Raw genomic sequence first — 16570 nt, forward strand, 5'->3', positions numbered from 1 at the left:
TTCGCCAAACGCATACACCCAGTTGAAACAAGCGCGTTGGATAAACTTGACCCATTGGTTTTATAACGGCCTGCGTCAGTTTGCTCAATCCGACTCAACATCCAAATGGGCGGAGGTATTGTTAATAGTTGTCTATTTTAACCACTTTTTTAATCATTATTTTGGGTACTAGCATGACCGTAACAGCAACAAAAAACACTTTATCATATCCTGGACATTCCTTAGGGGAATGGCGTAATGGAGGAGCATTTGCCGTGATTAAAGCCGATGGCTCTGTGGTCACTTGGGGTGGCAGCGGAGGCGACAGCAGTGCGGTGGCGGCACAGCTCGACGGCACTATCGATGTGACGCAAATCTTCTCCACAAACACTGCCTTTGCCGCGCTGCGTACGAACGGCTCGGTGGTCACTTGGGGATTTGGTGCTTTTGGTGGTGACAGCAGTGCAGTGGCGGCACAGCTCGACGGCACGGTGGATGTGACACAAATATTATCCACATATTATGCCTTTGCCGCATTGCGTGCGGACGGTTCGGTAATCACTTGGGGAGGCGGTGCTGAGGGTGGCGACAGCAGCGCGGTGGCGGCACAGCTCAACGGCACCATCGACGTGACGCAAATCTTCTCCACAAACACTGCCTTTGCCGCACTACATACGGACGGCTCGGTAGTCACTTGGGGGAGTGGATCTGGTGGCGGCGACAGCAGTACGGTGGCGACACTGCTCAACGGCACAGTCGATGTGACGGAAATCTTTTCTACATCCTCAGCCTTTGCCGCCTTGCGCAGTGACGGTTCGGTGGTCACTTGGGGAGCTTCTGCTTTCGGCGGCAGCGGCACGGGCGCGGTAAATGTGACACAAATTTTTTCCACATATTATTGTTTCGCTGCCTTACGCACGGATGGTTCGGTAGTCACTTGGGGAGATAGCCGATATGGTGGCGACAGCAGCACGGTGGCTGCACAGCTCAACGGCACCGTGGACGTGACACAAATAGTTTCCACAAATACGGCTTTTGCGGCCCTGCGCAGTGACGGCTCGGTGGTCACTTGGGGGAGTACTGCTAATGGCGGCGACAGCAGTACGGTGGCAAGCCAGCTCAACGGCACCATAGATGTGACGCAAATAGTTTCCACAACAGATGCTTTTGCCGCCTTGCGCGGTGACGGCTCGGTGGTCACTTGGGGGAGTAGCTCTGGCGGTGGCGACAGCAGCACAGTGGCAATCGGCCTCAACGGCACTGTGGATGTGACGCAAATTTTTTCTACAGGCTTTGCCTTTGCTGCCTTGCGCGGTGACGGCTCGGTGGTCACTTGGGGGGATTCCACTGATGGTGGCAACAGCAGCGCGGTGGCGGCACAGCTCAACGGCATAATCGATGTGGTGAGCATTTATACCACAGGAGGGGCTTTTGCCGCGTTACGCGCCGACGGCTCGATAGTCACTTGGGGCAATGCCAGCTTAGGCGGCAACAGCGGCTTGGTCGCCGGCCAACTCACCTCCGGCGTGGTCAGCGCCGCCAACATCGCCACCAACGATGTCTACATCAACCATGCCCCCACCGGCACGGTCAGCATCGCCGGCACGGACACCCAAGGCCAAACCCTCACCGCCAACAACACCCTGACCGACGCCGACGGTTTGGGGGCCATCACTTACACTTGGATGAGTGGGGCCAGCGTCCTCGGCACCGGCGGCAGCTATGTGCTTCAGGCCGGCGATGTCGGCCATACCCTGACCGTCACCGCCAGTTACACCGAAGCTGTCCGCATCGATCAGATCCCGGCTCCGCTCAACTGCCCGCTTTTTTTAACCATGTTAATAATCTAAAAAATTCGTTTATTATCGTCCATATAGCCACAAAAACCCTTAACTTAATGGCAGTGACCCCAACCCTCCCCATCAGGGGAGGGAGCCGTCTACCTTGACAAGCCTTAGCTCTTCGCTAATCTTTTCCACTATTTAGAGGTGACTTTATGAAAAACTTGATGATCGAGTATATAGAGCAAAAAAAAAACCGCCCAACAGGCGGTTTTTTTCTACCCAAAATCCTTACAACCCTAGCGGCGGCGGCGCAACATCCCCACCCCCAGCAACACTAACACCGCCGTCGCCGGTTCCGGCACATAAGTCAACGAACCATAGCCGCTATCGCCCGTACTGCTGCTATACGACAAATACGCCACGTCACCCGGCAAACCGGAGCCGCTGGCGGAAATAAAGCTAAAACCCGGATCTACGCCGCTAACCACATAGCTCAAGCCCAAAAAAATCCCGTTCAGAAAATCGGCGGTCGGGCTAAAATCCGCATCGCCCAAACCAAAATTACCGCCCATAAACTGAAACGACAAGGTGCTTAACGCCACCGACTCCACGCCGCTATCGGTCAAACTGCCGTCATCATAACTAAAACCGCCGCTATAACCCGTACTGGCCAACAACCCCGAATCCACCGTGCCGCTAAAGGTATAAACCACCTGTGCCGCTTGCGCGTTAGCCGCTGTCAACAGACCCGCCAACACCGCCATTTTTAACCACTTCATCATTACACTATCCTCGTTTTTCCGGTAAAGTGGCTAACGGATAAACTACGCTACCCGTTAGCCCCGCCGCCTTAGAATTTAAAATTAGCCGCGTTGTTTACGTTAAGCACGCTAACGCCTTGGATACGCACCAACACCCGCGCGGGTGCGCTACCTGCCGTACCGTCCGGGTCTACCGACACCAAGGTATCGGCACCCGTCGCCGCCAACTTCACCACACCGTCACCTAAGGCATTACCGCCCTCGTAACCGATGCTTAACAGCAACGCCGTCAAATCCAGCGTATCTTCACCCAGCGTAAAATCGGTAATCGTGTCGATACCGTCAGTCGGGCTAAGATACACAAACACATCCTTACCCATACCGCCCGTCAGCAAATCCGCCGACCCCAAGCCCGTCATCCGGTCTTTACCCGGCGTACCCGTTAAGGTATCCCGCGCCGCCGTCCCATCGATACGGTTAATGCTCGCCGCCAATTGGATGCCAATCACCACCGGATCATGGTCAGACGTGCGGTAAGGGTTAGCCGCATACAACGGCAACGCCGACGGCTTCACCTCAAACGTCGCTTCGCCCGTATCGGCCACCGTGTCGTTATAATCAAATGACGGCGGCTCGTCGGCATTGATATGCCAATCCCCCGCGCCCGTCACCTGCGCCAATAACGACGGACTCGCCAAAGCATGGTCTATATAGCCGGTTTGGCCATCAAAAACATAAGAATACGCCGCCGTACCGCCAAAAGTTTTCACCAAATTGGTAAAATCATCGCTGGTGTTGGCGGTATCATCCGCGCCTTTTTCAATGGCTTGGATAGGATGCTCCTTGGCATAACTGTTCATATCGCCAATCAGCAAAAAGTCAGGGTCAAAACTGCCCGTCGGATCGCCCTGCACCCAATCCACCAACGCTTGCGCAGCGGCGGTACGCGTCAGGTTACAATTGCCTTGCCCGTCATTGTTATCAATATCGCTAGGGTTAATATCGGTACAAGCCGAACCTTTCGACTTAAGATGATTCACTACCACCGTCAGCTTCTCACCCGTACTGGTTTGGCTAAAAGTCTGCGCCAAAGACGGACGGTTTTTCGTATCGATAAAACGCGCATCGGCACTGCTGGTCAACAACGCAAAACTGCCCGATGGCGCGACCGTATTCGTGTTGTACAACAACCCGACCTTAATCGCATCCGTGCCGATAGTCCCCGTATTGATATAAGCAAAAGGCCCGCAACCGCTGATCGCATTCGCCGCCGTCACCAACGACGTTAACGAAGCCGTGGCGTTATTCTCCAACTCCATCAAGCCAAAAATGTCGGCATTAATGCCGCACAACGCCGTCGCCGCCTTCGCCGTTTGACGGCTCAGCTCACTGGCCGAATCCGCACCCCGGCAATCTTGCGTACCGCTAGGCGCACAAGGCCCCGTCGTATCGCTGGCCGTCGTATCAATCGTGGTGAAATAATTCAACACGTTAAAACTCGACACCTTCAAGGTGCCGCCCACCGTCGGCACCGCCTTACGCGGGTTAGTGGCGGCAAAGGTATAACTGTAACGCTCACTGACCGGACGGATACGCCAAGCGTCCGTACCGGTAAACCCGGCAAACGACCAATGCAACACCCCCGTCAGATTAGCGATACTGTCGCCGCCCCGGAAACGGTTGGTCGTACTTAAGCCGCCCGTCGGATACGGCAAGGCTTGATTATTGGTCAACGCCGAATTTTGGGTATTGTCCTTATCATCCAAAATAATTTGCCGTTTCGCCAAATTAATCAAATGATTGGTATAACCCGCCGTACTCGGCACACTCACATTCGTATAAGTCGGAATCCGGCCACCTTGGCTTAACACCAACTGCCCGTACCGCTCCAACTCAAAATACTCCGACACCTTCAAAGTCGTCGGGAACGTCACCAACATGCCTTCAAAGGCTTCATAATAACTGTTCACCGCCGCTGTCGCCGCCGTCAAATCATTCGCAGGCACATTCGGCACCGGCAACGTCAACACCGCCGCCGTCGGCAAGGCTTGGTTACTGGCGCAGACTTCCACACCCGTGACCGTACCCAACTGGGTCATATTGAAAAACTCCACAGGCGTACCAGTGACCCGCACCTTATCGCCGACACTGACATTCGCCAACGCCGTCGTGCCGTCAAACACAAACACCCCTTCCGAGGTCGCGGCATTACCGTCGCTATCGGCATCTTCTTCCTGAACAAAAAAGCCCCGCAAAGAATTCGCGCTGGTGCCCTGATAATCACCGACCACAATCCCCTCAACCGACACCGACCCGCTCAACGGCGTCGCCGCGCCGCTGCCCTGCACCGCCGAAATTTTCGTCGCCGCCAAGCCGCAAGCCGAATCGTCATTGGTAATCGTACCCGCACCTTGCGCATCGGCAATTGTCGCATTACTGGCGTTACTCAGATTCACCGTAAAGCCCTCGTTAGGCTCATAAGTGCCATCGCCCTTCACCTGCACCGTAAAAGTATACGAACTGCTGCCCGCCGCAATCGTCTGTCCGGTCAACGCATTAGCGACATAATCGCTACCCGCCGTCGCCGTACCGTCCGCCGTGGCAATATCAAAACTCACCCCGCCCACAGGTGCTGGCGCACTCAAACTCACCGTAAAAGTAAACGCCGTGTTACCGCTATTGCCTTCAGTTTGCGAGACATCATCAATGCTCAGCGTCGGCAAACCCGCACTGCCTGTCGGCGTTAACGAAAAATCATCGACCGCCAACCCGTCATCCGCACCCGTGGCATCAACATCCGTCCAGCGCAGCCAAAACGTCGCCCCGTTGGCAATATTCAAAGAACCGACCGTCGCCGATAACGCCGTGCGCTCACCCGCATTATTGCCGACTTTCGCGCCCGCCGTCGCCGTATCCGGCGTAGTGAAATTCAACGCCGCCACCCCCGTCCATGTACCCGTCGCCAAATCCGTCGCGCTGGTGCTGTACTCAAACGTCAACTGATCGGTACGGTTCGCCGTACCCAAACGCCATTCCTCGCCCGTATAAGCGATGCTTAACCCGCTCAAGGCTGCGCCCGTATTATTGGTAAAACACGCCCCGATTGTCGGCACCAACGTGCCGCTACGCAACGTACCGAACGCCCGGTCAGCCGCCGCCGACGCGCCAAAACTGATCACATCGCCCGTCGTGCCGCTACCCGTATCCGCCGCATACTGGCCGTTATTGCGGGCACTGGAACCGCTTTCCGCCAACGCCCAACCCGTCAAAGCCAAGGTATTGGCCGTGCCGCTAGTCGCCAAACCATTAAAATCCTGCGTGTACGCACTGCCCAACGCCGTTAGGGAAATACATGTCGCCTGTGCCGCCGGCACCAAATTTAACGCGGCAAATATCGCCAACGCCAAAGGCCGCGGCTTTTGCAAAAATAACTCACTCATAGCCCATCCTACTGTTTTTATAAAAGTTTTAATAAATCGGCATTCGCACAAATAAGCAAACAGTGAAGCCTTACCTATTTCGCTGTGAAAATAGCCGCATTTTAGAAAACAGTAGTTATGGGAATATGAACGTTATGCGTTAATTTTATGAAATGTCATACAGATAGATTGAGGGGCAAGAAGAGAACAGCTCCTCCCCCTGACAAGGGGGAGGCCGGGACTTACAAGTGTAGGTTTTCTTACCCTCCACCCCCTTCTGCGTAAATAGCCAAAGTCACGCCGTTGATTTCCGTCAAACCGGGCCATGCCTCAGGCCGCCCCGGTTTGACGGGCAGGAGTTGGTGGTTCAGCAAGGCGGCGACAATCAAAGACCAACCGTGTTGGAAAATGCCGCGCCCCCTATAACTACCGAAAAGCATCATGACCCGCCCCCTATAACTACCGCCTTTTTGGGTTTTGCAAATGATCCACAGGGTCAGTCTTTTTCCCCACGGCTAAATTTTCCCGTTTGTTGGCGGCTTTTATGGCTGAGATAAAATCAAGTGATGGGGTTAGTGTGTAGATGACTTCTTCCAGTTTTCCGCGCCCTCCCCTTACCTCGCTTTTTTGTGTTGTCAGTAATACGCCGTTTTTTATGAGTTCGCTCCAGGCCTCATCTAAGGCTTCAATGGCTTTTCGTCCGCGCGAATAGTTGTTTAACAGTGCGCTATCACGCCTGATTGTGCTGTAGCGCATTTCAAAGGGCGTTGTTAGGCTGGCAAAGGTGAATTTTAGCGATAACTGTTTATGAATCCATCGAGCCAGTTGTGAAGTGTGACTCATCATCTGCGCGTAATTGAATTGTCGGTAAGTTAATGAATCAATACTTTGTGTAACCAGAGGGTGGAATTGGACAATCCATTTTGCGGTTGGGTCTTCGGCAAGTCTATATTTTGATGCCGCCGCCAGCCCTGAAAAATAGCAGCTTACGGCGAACTTTTCCCCGTCTTTACCGTTTGTTGATCGGATTTCAATAGTGCTGCGGGCAAGGATGTTTAGGCTTAAAATGATTTGCTGATAGGATCGGGTGTGGCCGCGCCGCTTCAATTCTTCGCGCAACGCATGGAGTGAAAAGACAACCCCGCTGCGGTAGTTGGGTTTGTCGAAAAAAGCATTGCGTTGTTCTGCGGCAATTTTGCGTAAAGCATCTTCAATGAGTTCTTCATTGGCCGAAGGGTAATAATCTTTGGTTGTACCTGTTTTTTCATCAAGGATTCTAGCAGCCTGAATGATGGTTTTTAGTTTTGTGCCACGGTAATGGAATTCAACTTGTTGCAAATCCAGAAAGCCCTTTTCTTTCCTGATTTTATCCATTTGTTGCCGTGATACTGCATAGCGTGGCACTGAATCCCAAAGGTCAAACGTGTTTGAAAGTTGGTCGCGTTCGTTGTCTGTATTGCACAGGAACGCCCGGAACAGGTCGAGTTGCTGTCCGCCAAAATCCGCTTCGTTGGGCGGAATGACAGGCGTTTCCTCGTCTGTTGTCTTGTTTTCTGAGGTCTCTGGCTGCTTTTTTCTGATTGCCATGTTTGTGCTTCCATGCTGCTTAATGATTTAACAAATTAACATGTTTACATGTTGAATTGTCAATATGTTGAATAGTGAACTTAATCATGTCGTACGGTTGGCACGTCATACTTGCTGAAAAGATCGTTGAGTGATTCAGCAATGAGGGTTTGCAAACTTTTGCCTGTACGGGCTTGGATCAGGCGCAGGCTGGATTTGTAGTCGGGCGATAGGTAAGCCGTGATGTTGGTCTTCCCTTCCCTGCTTGGAGCCATGTAGCCGCCTGTTGGCGTTTCCTTGACAGGTTCCGGTGTGGCAACCATTTGTGCTTCTTGTTCCGGTTTTGTTTTTTTCGTGACGGATCGGGGCGCACGTTCAGGTCGTGCGCTGCTGTCAAGTGCCTGTTGTAAAGCTTTCAGATTGTTAGCTGCCATGTTTATATGTTCACATGTTAAGTTGTTGGTTGATGAACATGTAAAGCCGTCCGATTTCTTCGGCGGCTTTACCGTCAGGGTCTAGTTCTTGCGGGGCTTTGCCGGAAGCCGGGGCAGAGGCATAGCCTCCACGGTGACAAATATGCACGGGGCAAACTTTGAATCCAAAAGCTTTTTCCACCATTGTTTTGGCTTCCTCGGCCTGTTTGTGTGCTTGCGGATGTACACCGTTTAAGACAACAAAAGCAGGGGCGGAACCCGCAACACGGAGCAAGTCACGCATGGCGGATAAGGTTTCAAGATCGAAAATCTGCGGTCTGACGGGCAACAAAATAAAATCGGCGATGCGGGCGGCTTCAATCGCGGCGGTATCTGACTTTCCAGGGGTGTCAATCACCAGAAATTCTGCCCCAAAATCTTCGGCAGATTGGACTGCGTGTTTGAGTCGGCTCACTTGTGCTGAAACCACGGCAGGGTTTTCGGCGGTGCGGCGGTCTTTCCAGTTGGCGGCGTTGGCCTGCGGGTCAAGGTCAATAATCACGGAAATTTTGCCGGAACAGGCTGCGGCTACCGCTAGGCCAATCGCGGTTGTGGTTTTTCCTGTGCCGCCTTTCTGTCCAAGGATCGCTATTTTTAACATGTGATCTACTCAAGATGTAAACATGTGAACATTTTGACATGTTAGAAATTAAAGTCAAATGCACTGTCTAGCCAGAAGCACGGGGTAAGGTTGGGTAAGATGTGACGATACGGCCATTTTTTCAATAACTTATTTTTTAACATGTAAATTATCCAACATGTAAACATGTTAATTTATTAAATAAATAACCGTTTTTTGTGGTGGCTGTTGGGGTTATTTGTGCTTATCAGGCTGCTGCATTTTTAATAGCCACCACTGCCATGCTCGCCTTTGCGGACGTGGCCGCCCAATTCCTGCGCTTGTTTGAAGGTCATCCACAGCGGGGCGTTATAGCCTTTTTCCACAGCTTAAGCCCATAACATCACAACATTGATGCCGGAATAGGGCAGGCCGTTATGCCGTAGCGGACGGGTGATTTTTCCGGCGGCGTGTTAGGCGTTCCACGGTTTCAGCCAAGCCCGTTCGCCTTTTTTAAGTTCGGCGATAATGGTATCTGTGACACGGTTATAAACATCTGTGGTCATGGTCGGAATCCTTTCCTATTTTTTAGCGTTAAATCCGCGGTTTGGCAAGCCGCCGCCATCTGCCTTTTGTGGCTTGGGGTTCAGTGCTGCTGAAGCCCTGGCTGTCGGCGAGACTTGGGGATGCAAGGGTAAACAAAATCACGGAAGCTTCGGCCATAGCGCGTAGCGGCGGCTGAAAGCCATTTTTCTGCGGGGAAAGCCGTTATTTTGCTTGTCCCGCGTGAGGGCGAAGCCCTTTAGCCTTAACTTTTTTGGGAAAAGACGGCTTGCATCCAAGGCTATTGCATACTACAGTACGCAGTGATATAAATTGAAGGGAATAAGTCCGTGACAGATGCAGCAAAGCCAAAGCAGGTGGTTGTTTATGCCAGGGATAACGGGAAAGAGCCTTTTACCGAATGGATTTATGGCTTGCGGGATGTCATGGGGCGGAAACGTATCCTTGCCCGCGTTTCCCGCCTGCAACAGGGCAACTATGGGGATTGTGAGCCAGTCGGGGAAGGGGTCAGCGAACTGCGGTTATTTTTCGGTTCCGGCTACAGGGTTTATTTCGGGGAACGTGATAACCATATCGTCGTCCTGCTGTGTGGCGGCGACAAGGGTAGCCAAAACCAAGACATTGAACAGGCCAAGGCCTATTAGAAGGAGTATCTAAGCCATGAGCAGCTATAGAACGATTGGTGAGGTTGAAGAAGAATACCTCCGCAATCATCCTGACGAGATGGACGATTACATTACTGTCCTCTTTGATGAATATGCCGAGAGCGGCGACACCGCTTCCCTGATGGCTTCTTTGCGCGTGGTGAGCCGCGTCAAAGGTGTAAGCCGCATCGCGGAAGTTTCCGGCCTTAGCCGGAAGGGTGTGCAAAAAGCCCTGTCGGAAAACGGCAACCCGCAATTTGGCAGCGTCAACGCCATTATGCACGCGATGGGCTACCGCCTGACCCCACAAAAGCTGCCTGTGGAAAATCACGCCCCTTAAAGGCGGGTGACAGGCTAACAAATCAACATGTAAACATGTTGATTTGTTGCGGATATAGGTAAGCTTTCGCAAAAGTGGGCGTTACCGGATGGTCGAGACTGTTGAGGCTCGGTGCGGGTAGCGCATAGCACCCGCCCGCCGCCAAAGCGGGTTTGCCATGAAATAATCCCTTCTCGTGCGGTGCTGGCAAGGTTTTGCGGATGCCCCAACAAAACCCGCATATCGCCCAGCCGCGCACCGGATACTTGTAGCGGCTCGGGTTTGAAAATGGTTGGGCTTGCATTTCATTTTCGCGGGATCACAATAATTGCAACTGTAGGATGATCTGTGTGTTGTCCTCTAAAGATGAGGTGAATTTGAAAAATATAGCCGGGAATGATGTATCTATCTTTTTATACCGCTTTGAATTACGCGGTAATGGGGTACAGCCGACATACGTGTAAAAATAGGACATAGCAGCTATCCTAAGCCGCATTGCAGAGGCCATGCAAAATTCAATTGCAACCGGCTATCTTTCCATCCCGTCGACGATATTAATTTTTACGCTTCGAAAACACCGAGGACACCGACGGCTGGTTCAGCAGCCCCGAAATCCACCCCGGCGACGAGATCATGGTGCTGCCCGCCGTCGACCCCAAATACCGCCAGCTCTTCAAAGAGGTGGCCACCATGATTTACCAGATGGGCTTGGGCGCACGGGTATTCCTGAAATAGCGTGGCGGATTGCCTAACGGGCGGATAAAAACGGGTGCTGCTACACAAATACCCTGTCCAACGTGTCCACAGTATCGCCAATAATGTGCGGGCCTTCGTCGCGGATAGGCTTAGGACGGTTAATCCGCTCATGGTTCGACGACCATCGGAAGTCCCAGCGGGACAGGGTTCTCCTGAGCTTATCGAAGGGCTCACCACGAACGGATTAACCGAAAATTTGACCATTCAGAGTATAGGTTGCGGCTTGCTGGCTTGTTTGTGCAAAAACAGGCACTTTTTGGGTAATAGTTCATATTATTTGGCTGATTTTCTTGTTATCCTGAAACAAATGTGCAATATATAAGCGGATTCGGCCATTGGTTTGTCGTCAGCATAAAAATTTACCGCCATTATTGGCCTAGCGTCATTACCTTAAATTACCCCTTTAATCAATAACGAGGAAAAACTATGCAAGTTCATAAAACGGATCTCCCTGGTGTTGTGATTGTCGAGCCTAAGGTCTTTGGTGACGAACGCGGCTTTTTTATGGAAACGTGGAACCAAGCCCGCTATGCGGAAATGGTGACCGCCGATGCGTTTGTTCAAGATAATGTCTCTTTCTCCAGAAAAGGTGTGTTGCGCGGCCTGCATTTTCAAAAAATCAATCCGCAGGGTAAGTTGGTTTATGTGTTACAGGGCGAAGTGTTTGATGTCGCGTTGGATATTCGGGTCGGTTCACCGACGTTTGGGCAATGGGCCAGCGTGGTGCTGTCGGCGGAAAACAAACGCCAATTTTTTATCCCGGCCGGTTTTGCGCACGGTTTTTGCGTCACCTCCGAAACGGCCTTGTTCGCCTATAAATGTACCGATAAATATAACCCGCAAGCAGAAGGCAGTGTGTTATGGAACGACCCGGATCTGAATATCCCATGGCCTACCGATGCCCCCGAATTGTCTGCCAAAGATGAAAAAGGCACAAAGCTTGCTGACTTCTCAGTCGAACTTCTCCCACACTATTAAAAAACGGTAAGTATATTATGAATAAAGCGATTATTGTCACCGGCGGCGCGGGTTTTATCGGGGCAAATTTTGTTCTTGATTGGCTGGCTAATTCCGATGTCACAGTCATTAATTTGGATTGCCTGACGTATGCCGGCAATAGGGAAAACTTGGCTTCATTAGAGGGCGATGCCCGCCATATTTTTGTGCAAGGCAATATCGGCGATAGCGAATTGGTGCGTGGCCTGTTTACTCAGTATCAACCTTGTGCGGTGGTCAATTTTGCCGCCGAATCGCATGTCGACCGCTCCATCCATTCCCCTGAAGATTTCATCCAAACCAATATTGTCGGTACCTTTAGGTTGTTGGAAGCGGCGCGTATTTATTGGGGCGGCTTATCTGATGATGATAAGGCGGCGTTCCGTTTTCTGCATGTGTCGACCGATGAAGTGTACGGCTCTTTGAAAAAAGACGATCCTGCCTTTAGGGAAGATAATAAATATGAGCCGAACAGCCCGTATTCGGCCAGTAAGGCGGCTAGTGACCATTTGGTGCGGGCTTACCACCATACTTACGGCTTGCCGGTGCTGACGACTAACTGCTCGAATAACTACGGCCCTTACCATTTCCCCGAAAAGCTTATCCCGTTGCTGATCACCCATGCTTTGGCGGGGAAAAATTTGCCGGTTTATGGTGATGGCCAGCAAATTCGTGACTGGTTGTTTGTGGTTGACCATTGCCGGGGTATCCGCCGGGTACTGGAAGCGGGTAAAGTAGGCGAGACCTATAATATCGGCGGCTGGAATGAAATGGCGAACTTGGATATTGTCCATACCGTTTGTGATTTGTTGGATGAAGCGCGTCCGCGTGCCGACGGCAAATCCTACCGTGAACAAATCACCTTTGTCACTGACCGCCCCGGCCATGACCGCCGTTATGCGATTGATGCTACGAAAATTGAAAAGGACTTGGGTTGGAAGCCGCAAGAGACTTTCCAAACCGGTATCCGCAAAACTATCCAATGGTATTTGGACAATCCTGAATGGGTGGCGAATGTCCAATCCGGCTCTTACCGTGACTGGGTGGAGAAAAACTATGCGGAGCGCGGCTGATGAGGATACTGCTGTTTGGTAAAAACGGCCAAGTCGGTTGGGAGTTGCAACGGGCGTTAGCGCCGTTAGGCGAAGTGATTGCTGTAGACAGGCATTCGGCGTTATGCGGCGATTTGAGTAACTTGGCGGGTATCGCCGAGACCATCGCCAGCGTCAAACCGGACGTGATCGTTAACGCCGCCGCCCATACGGCGGTGGATAAGGCCGAAAGTGAGCCGGAACTGGCCCGCACCATCAATACCTTGGCCAGCGAAGTGATGGCGCAAGCCGCGTTGCGGTGCGGCGCGTGGCTGATCCATTACTCGACCGATTATGTGTTTGACGGTAGCGGCGACCAGCCTTGGCAGGAAGATGATGCCACTGGCCCTCTGGGAGTTTATGGGGCGACCAAGCTGGAAGGTGAGCAGCGCATCCAAGCATCGGGTTGCCAATATGTGATTTTGCGCACCAGTTGGGTGTATGCGGCCAAAGGCAATAACTTTGCCAAGACCATGTTGCGTTTGGCGCAAGAGCGTGACAGTTTGAGCGTGATTAACGACCAAACCGGCGCACCGACTGGGGCGGAGCTGATTGCCGATGTGACCGCGCATATCATCCGTACCGCCTTGAGCAAACCGGAAGTGGCCGGGGTTTACCATCTGGTCGCGGGTGGTGAAACCACTTGGTTCGGTTTTGCCAAGTTGGTTTTGGAGACTGCCAGCTTGGCGGGTAAGGTACTGAAAGTGCAGCCTGACGACGTGCAGGCTATCCCGACCAGCGCTTATCCCACCCCGGCCAAGCGGCCGCATAATTCGCGCTTGAACACCGAAAAATTGCAAACGACCTTTAATTTAACCCTGCCAAGTTGGCAATCGGGTGTGGTACGCATGTTAAACGAGTATTTGGCTTAATGGGCTACCGCCTTAATCACGCATGGAGATTATATGACTACACCAACAAGCAGTACCCCAGCGACACTGCCTACCCGTGGCATTATTTTGGCGGGCGGTTCAGGTACCCGGTTATATCCGGTCACCAAAGTCGTTTCTAAGCAGTTGTTGCCGATTTACGATAAGCCGATGATTTATTATCCGTTAGCGACGTTGATGCTGGCGGGTATCCGGGATATTTTGATCATTTCCACCCCGCAAGACACCCCCCGTTTTGAGCAACTGTTAGGCGACGGCAGCGATTGGGGCTTGAATATCCAATATGCCGTCCAACCTAGTCCCGACGGTCTGGCGCAAGCGTTTATTATTGGCCGTGAGTTTGTCGGCGAACATCCGACGGCGTTGGTGTTGGGCGACAATATTTTTTACGGCCATGATTTGCAGACGCAATTGGAGCGGGCGAATAGCCGTAACAACGGTGCGACGGTGTTTGCCTATCACGTCCATGACCCCGAACGCTACGGCGTAGTCGCATTTGATGCCGACGGCCAAGCGACCTCTTTGGAAGAAAAGCCCGCTAAGCCCCAATCCAATTATGCGGTGACGGGTCTGTATTTCTATGACAACAGCGTTTTGGATATTGCCGCGACAATGAAACCGTCACCGCGCGGTGAGTTGGAGATTACCGATGTCAACCGGATTTATCTGGAGCGTAAGCAGTTGTCGGTGGAAATTATGGGGCGCGGTTATGCGTGGTTGGACACGGGCACGCATGAAAGCTTGATCGAAGCGAGTAACTTTATCGAGACGATTGAGCATCGGCAAGGCTTGAAAGTGGCCTGTCCTGAGGAAATTGCTTTCCGCAAAGGCTATATTGATGCCGAACAGTTGCAAAAACTGGCCAAGCCGTTGGCGAAAAACGGTTATGGGCAGTATTTGTATGGCTTGTTGACGGATACCGTGTTGCGGTAGGTTTGTTGCTGCTAGGCTGAGGTTTACGCCGCCCCCTTTACCCGTGTTGGTAAAGGGGGCGGCGGCTTCCGGGATGGTCAGGCCCTGTTCTTTCATCACTGAAAGCAGTTTTTTTCTGAATGCCGCTGGATAAGCCATTCGTTTTCCATTCAAGATGATCGTTTTTACAATAGCCTATTATCATATCAAATTATATTGGCTTGGCTATATAAACGGTTGGCCTTTCCTTGGCTTGATAGTCGCTGAGGGTGTAAACCCAAAAGCTGGCGATGGCTTTAGCAAACCAAATCCTAACCGCCAGTCGCCCCATAACCCGCCATTTATCGCTTACGGTCGAGGCGTTTTTCAAGCGCTAAGGCTTTTTGCCGATATTCCTCCGCCTTCTCGCCATTGTTCTGCTGGGCGTAAATCCGCGCCAAGCTCAGCAAAACAGAAGGGTCAAATCCCTCCATCCCTCCCCGGTCAGACAAGTGGGAACGAACATCCCAAGACCTTTCAAAATACGCCACAGCCTTATCCAGCTCACCGTTTTTCTCATAGAGGCCGCCTAAAAAAGAGGTATAGTTTCCTATCGCTTCTTGGTCGCCTAAGTCTTCATAAACCGCTAAGGCCTTATGCAGAGACTCTTCCTCCTTAGCCCGATCATGGCTCTTGGCATAGGCAATAAATAAATTGTGATAGTCGAGACCCAAGGCCTTTTTATCATTGCCACTCTCGTGTACCGCCAAGGCTTTTTGATAACAGGCCACCGCCAAATCCGTTTGCTCATTCTCATCATAGATTTTGCCTAAAAAAGTGGCATTGGCGGCCATGGCTTCTTTATTGCCCAAACTGTCGTGTGCCGCTATGGCCTTTTGGTAGTTCTCAATTGCCTTCGGTGCATTATCCAACATCTCATAATGATAGCCCAGGTTGCCATAATCACTCGCCATACCGATGTTGTTACCTAGTCTGACGTATATCGCCAGGGATTTTTGGAAAAAATCTATCGCCTTATCATGTTGCTCACGCATGGCGTAGGTATTGGCGATATTGTCATATTGCGTCGCCATTCCCGCCTGATCGCCTAAGCCCTTATAGAGCGCCAAGGCCTTGTTATACTCAGCCACCGCCTTCGGCCATTTGCCGAGGACATGATAGATAGCCCCCAAATCACCTAACGCCCACGCCAACTCCGCCTTCTGCTCAGGCTTACCCTGTAAGGCGCGTACCTTACTGGCCACCGCCTTCATTATCTCCGGCTGTTTCAGGTAGTCCACGAATAACGGCCATTGCGTGTTAACGAAGCCATTATCGTCAGGCTTCCATTGTGCCGCCAAATTGAAGGCCTGCATAGCGGCTTGCGGGCTATCGAAAAACGCCAAAGTGCCTAGGTTGCGGAAGGCTTGGGCATGTTGTAAGCCGTTGAGGCCGTTGGCCCTTGCGGCTTGGTTGAACCACGCCTTAGCGGGGGCGAGGTCGCCTTGCGCCAAGGCGGTTAAGGCCGCGTCGCGTTGGGGCTGGTCGTTTAACGCCGCGTAACCTTGGCTTAAGGCGGTGACAGTTTCGGTTAACACCAGCCGTTGCCCGTCTTTAATAGCCCCGTCTTTCAAGGGGCGGATTAAGGTGGCGACAATGCTTTGAATGTCCACTGCCGCCTGTGTTTGCGCCGGGGCGGGGCTTTCGGCATTTACGGCTTGGGCAAGCGGTAAGCTGAGTGCCATGATTAGCAATGCGCTTAGGTGGTTGGTAGGCTTGCTTGTTGCCGGGTGTTGGGGGGCTGGCGCGGCAATTTGTTGCGGCGGGTGTTTTTTGATGGGGGCGGATGGGGTAGGCATGGGTAGTTTTATGGGAAAA

15 protein-coding genes and 1 pseudogene are annotated in these 16570 nt (G+C 52.1%); 7 read left to right on the plus strand and 9 right to left on the minus strand.

Annotation, left to right across the window (positions count from 1 at the left end):
- Positions 1 to 254: 254 nt before the first annotated feature.
- Complete coding sequence (locus CEK71_RS21710) at positions 255 to 1829, plus strand: RCC1 domain-containing protein (protein WP_088621325.1); 1575 nt, start codon at positions 255 to 257, stop codon at positions 1827 to 1829.
- A gap of 230 nt (positions 1830 to 2059) precedes the next feature.
- Here the strand turns inward: CEK71_RS21710 and CEK71_RS21715 are convergent, their stop codons facing one another.
- The 7 genes and pseudogenes from CEK71_RS21715 to CEK71_RS23790 all read right to left on the minus strand — a co-directional run bounded on the left by CEK71_RS21715 (position 2060) and on the right by CEK71_RS23790 (position 9107).
- Complete coding sequence (locus CEK71_RS21715) at positions 2060 to 2545, minus strand: PEP-CTERM sorting domain-containing protein (RefSeq protein WP_088621326.1); 486 nt, start codon at positions 2543 to 2545, stop codon at positions 2060 to 2062.
- A gap of 68 nt (positions 2546 to 2613) precedes the next feature.
- On the minus strand, positions 2614 to 5964 hold the full coding sequence (locus tag CEK71_RS21720; RefSeq protein WP_088621327.1) for an ExeM/NucH family extracellular endonuclease: 3351 nt from the start codon (positions 5962 to 5964) through the stop codon (positions 2614 to 2616).
- 239 nt (positions 5965 to 6203) lie between these two features.
- A complete protein-coding gene (locus CEK71_RS21725; RefSeq protein WP_088621328.1) occupies positions 6204 to 6386 on the minus strand; it encodes a hypothetical protein in 183 nt (60 codons plus the stop codon).
- A 16-nt stretch (positions 6387 to 6402) separates the two neighbouring features.
- Complete coding sequence (locus CEK71_RS21730) at positions 6403 to 7530, minus strand: replication protein (protein WP_198328382.1); 1128 nt, start codon at positions 7528 to 7530, stop codon at positions 6403 to 6405.
- Between the two features lie 80 nt (positions 7531 to 7610).
- Positions 7611 to 7943 carry a ribbon-helix-helix domain-containing protein gene (locus CEK71_RS21735; RefSeq protein ID WP_088621329.1) on the minus strand — a complete coding sequence of 111 codons (333 nt, stop codon included), beginning with the start codon at positions 7941 to 7943 and terminating at the stop codon, positions 7611 to 7613.
- Positions 7944 to 7953: 10 nt separating this feature from the next.
- On the minus strand, positions 7954 to 8583 hold the full coding sequence (locus CEK71_RS21740; RefSeq protein ID WP_088621330.1) for a ParA family protein: 630 nt from the start codon (positions 8581 to 8583) through the stop codon (positions 7954 to 7956).
- A 242-nt stretch (positions 8584 to 8825) separates the two neighbouring features.
- Positions 8826 to 9107: pseudogene (locus CEK71_RS23790) on the minus strand (ArdC-like ssDNA-binding domain-containing protein).
- Between the two features lie 327 nt (positions 9108 to 9434).
- Here CEK71_RS23790 and CEK71_RS21750 point away from each other — a divergent pair.
- Positions 9435 to 9749, plus strand: a complete 315-nt coding sequence (locus CEK71_RS21750; protein WP_088621331.1) for a type II toxin-antitoxin system RelE/ParE family toxin — start codon at positions 9435 to 9437, stop codon at positions 9747 to 9749.
- Positions 9750 to 9765: 16 nt separating this feature from the next.
- Positions 9766 to 10089, plus strand: coding sequence for an addiction module antidote protein (locus CEK71_RS21755; protein ID WP_088621332.1), 324 nt, complete (start codon positions 9766 to 9768; stop codon positions 10087 to 10089).
- Positions 10090 to 10629: 540 nt separating this feature from the next.
- Here CEK71_RS21755 and CEK71_RS22975 read toward each other — a convergent pair.
- Complete coding sequence (locus tag CEK71_RS22975; RefSeq protein WP_157679561.1) at positions 10630 to 10935, minus strand: hypothetical protein; 306 nt, start codon at positions 10933 to 10935, stop codon at positions 10630 to 10632.
- A gap of 315 nt (positions 10936 to 11250) precedes the next feature.
- Between CEK71_RS22975 and rfbC the strand changes: the two genes are divergently transcribed.
- Genes rfbC through rfbA form a run of 4 tightly spaced genes read left to right on the plus strand, consistent with a single transcriptional unit; the run spans position 11251 to position 14734 of the window.
- The gene (gene rfbC, locus CEK71_RS21760; RefSeq protein ID WP_088621333.1) at positions 11251 to 11802 is read left to right on the plus strand and encodes a dTDP-4-dehydrorhamnose 3,5-epimerase; all 552 of its coding nucleotides are present in this window, start codon (positions 11251 to 11253) and stop codon (positions 11800 to 11802) included.
- A 17-nt stretch (positions 11803 to 11819) separates the two neighbouring features.
- Positions 11820 to 12893, plus strand: a complete 1074-nt coding sequence (gene rfbB, locus CEK71_RS21765; RefSeq protein WP_088621334.1) for a dTDP-glucose 4,6-dehydratase — start codon at positions 11820 to 11822, stop codon at positions 12891 to 12893.
- Complete coding sequence (rfbD, locus tag CEK71_RS21770) at positions 12893 to 13783, plus strand: dTDP-4-dehydrorhamnose reductase (RefSeq protein WP_088621335.1); 891 nt, start codon at positions 12893 to 12895, stop codon at positions 13781 to 13783. Before rfbB ends, rfbD begins: the two co-directional genes overlap by 1 nt.
- 33 nt (positions 13784 to 13816) lie before the next feature.
- The gene (gene rfbA, locus CEK71_RS21775; protein WP_088621336.1) at positions 13817 to 14734 is read left to right on the plus strand and encodes a glucose-1-phosphate thymidylyltransferase RfbA; all 918 of its coding nucleotides are present in this window, start codon (positions 13817 to 13819) and stop codon (positions 14732 to 14734) included.
- Positions 14735 to 15054: 320 nt separating this feature from the next.
- Here the strand turns inward: rfbA and CEK71_RS21780 are convergent, their stop codons facing one another.
- Complete coding sequence (locus CEK71_RS21780; protein ID WP_157679633.1) at positions 15055 to 16551, minus strand: tetratricopeptide repeat protein; 1497 nt, start codon at positions 16549 to 16551, stop codon at positions 15055 to 15057.
- Between the last annotated feature and the right edge of the window lie 19 nt (positions 16552 to 16570).

Source organism: Methylovulum psychrotolerans (assembly GCF_002209385.1).
Classification (GTDB): Bacteria; Pseudomonadota; Gammaproteobacteria; order Methylococcales; family Methylomonadaceae; genus Methylovulum; species Methylovulum psychrotolerans.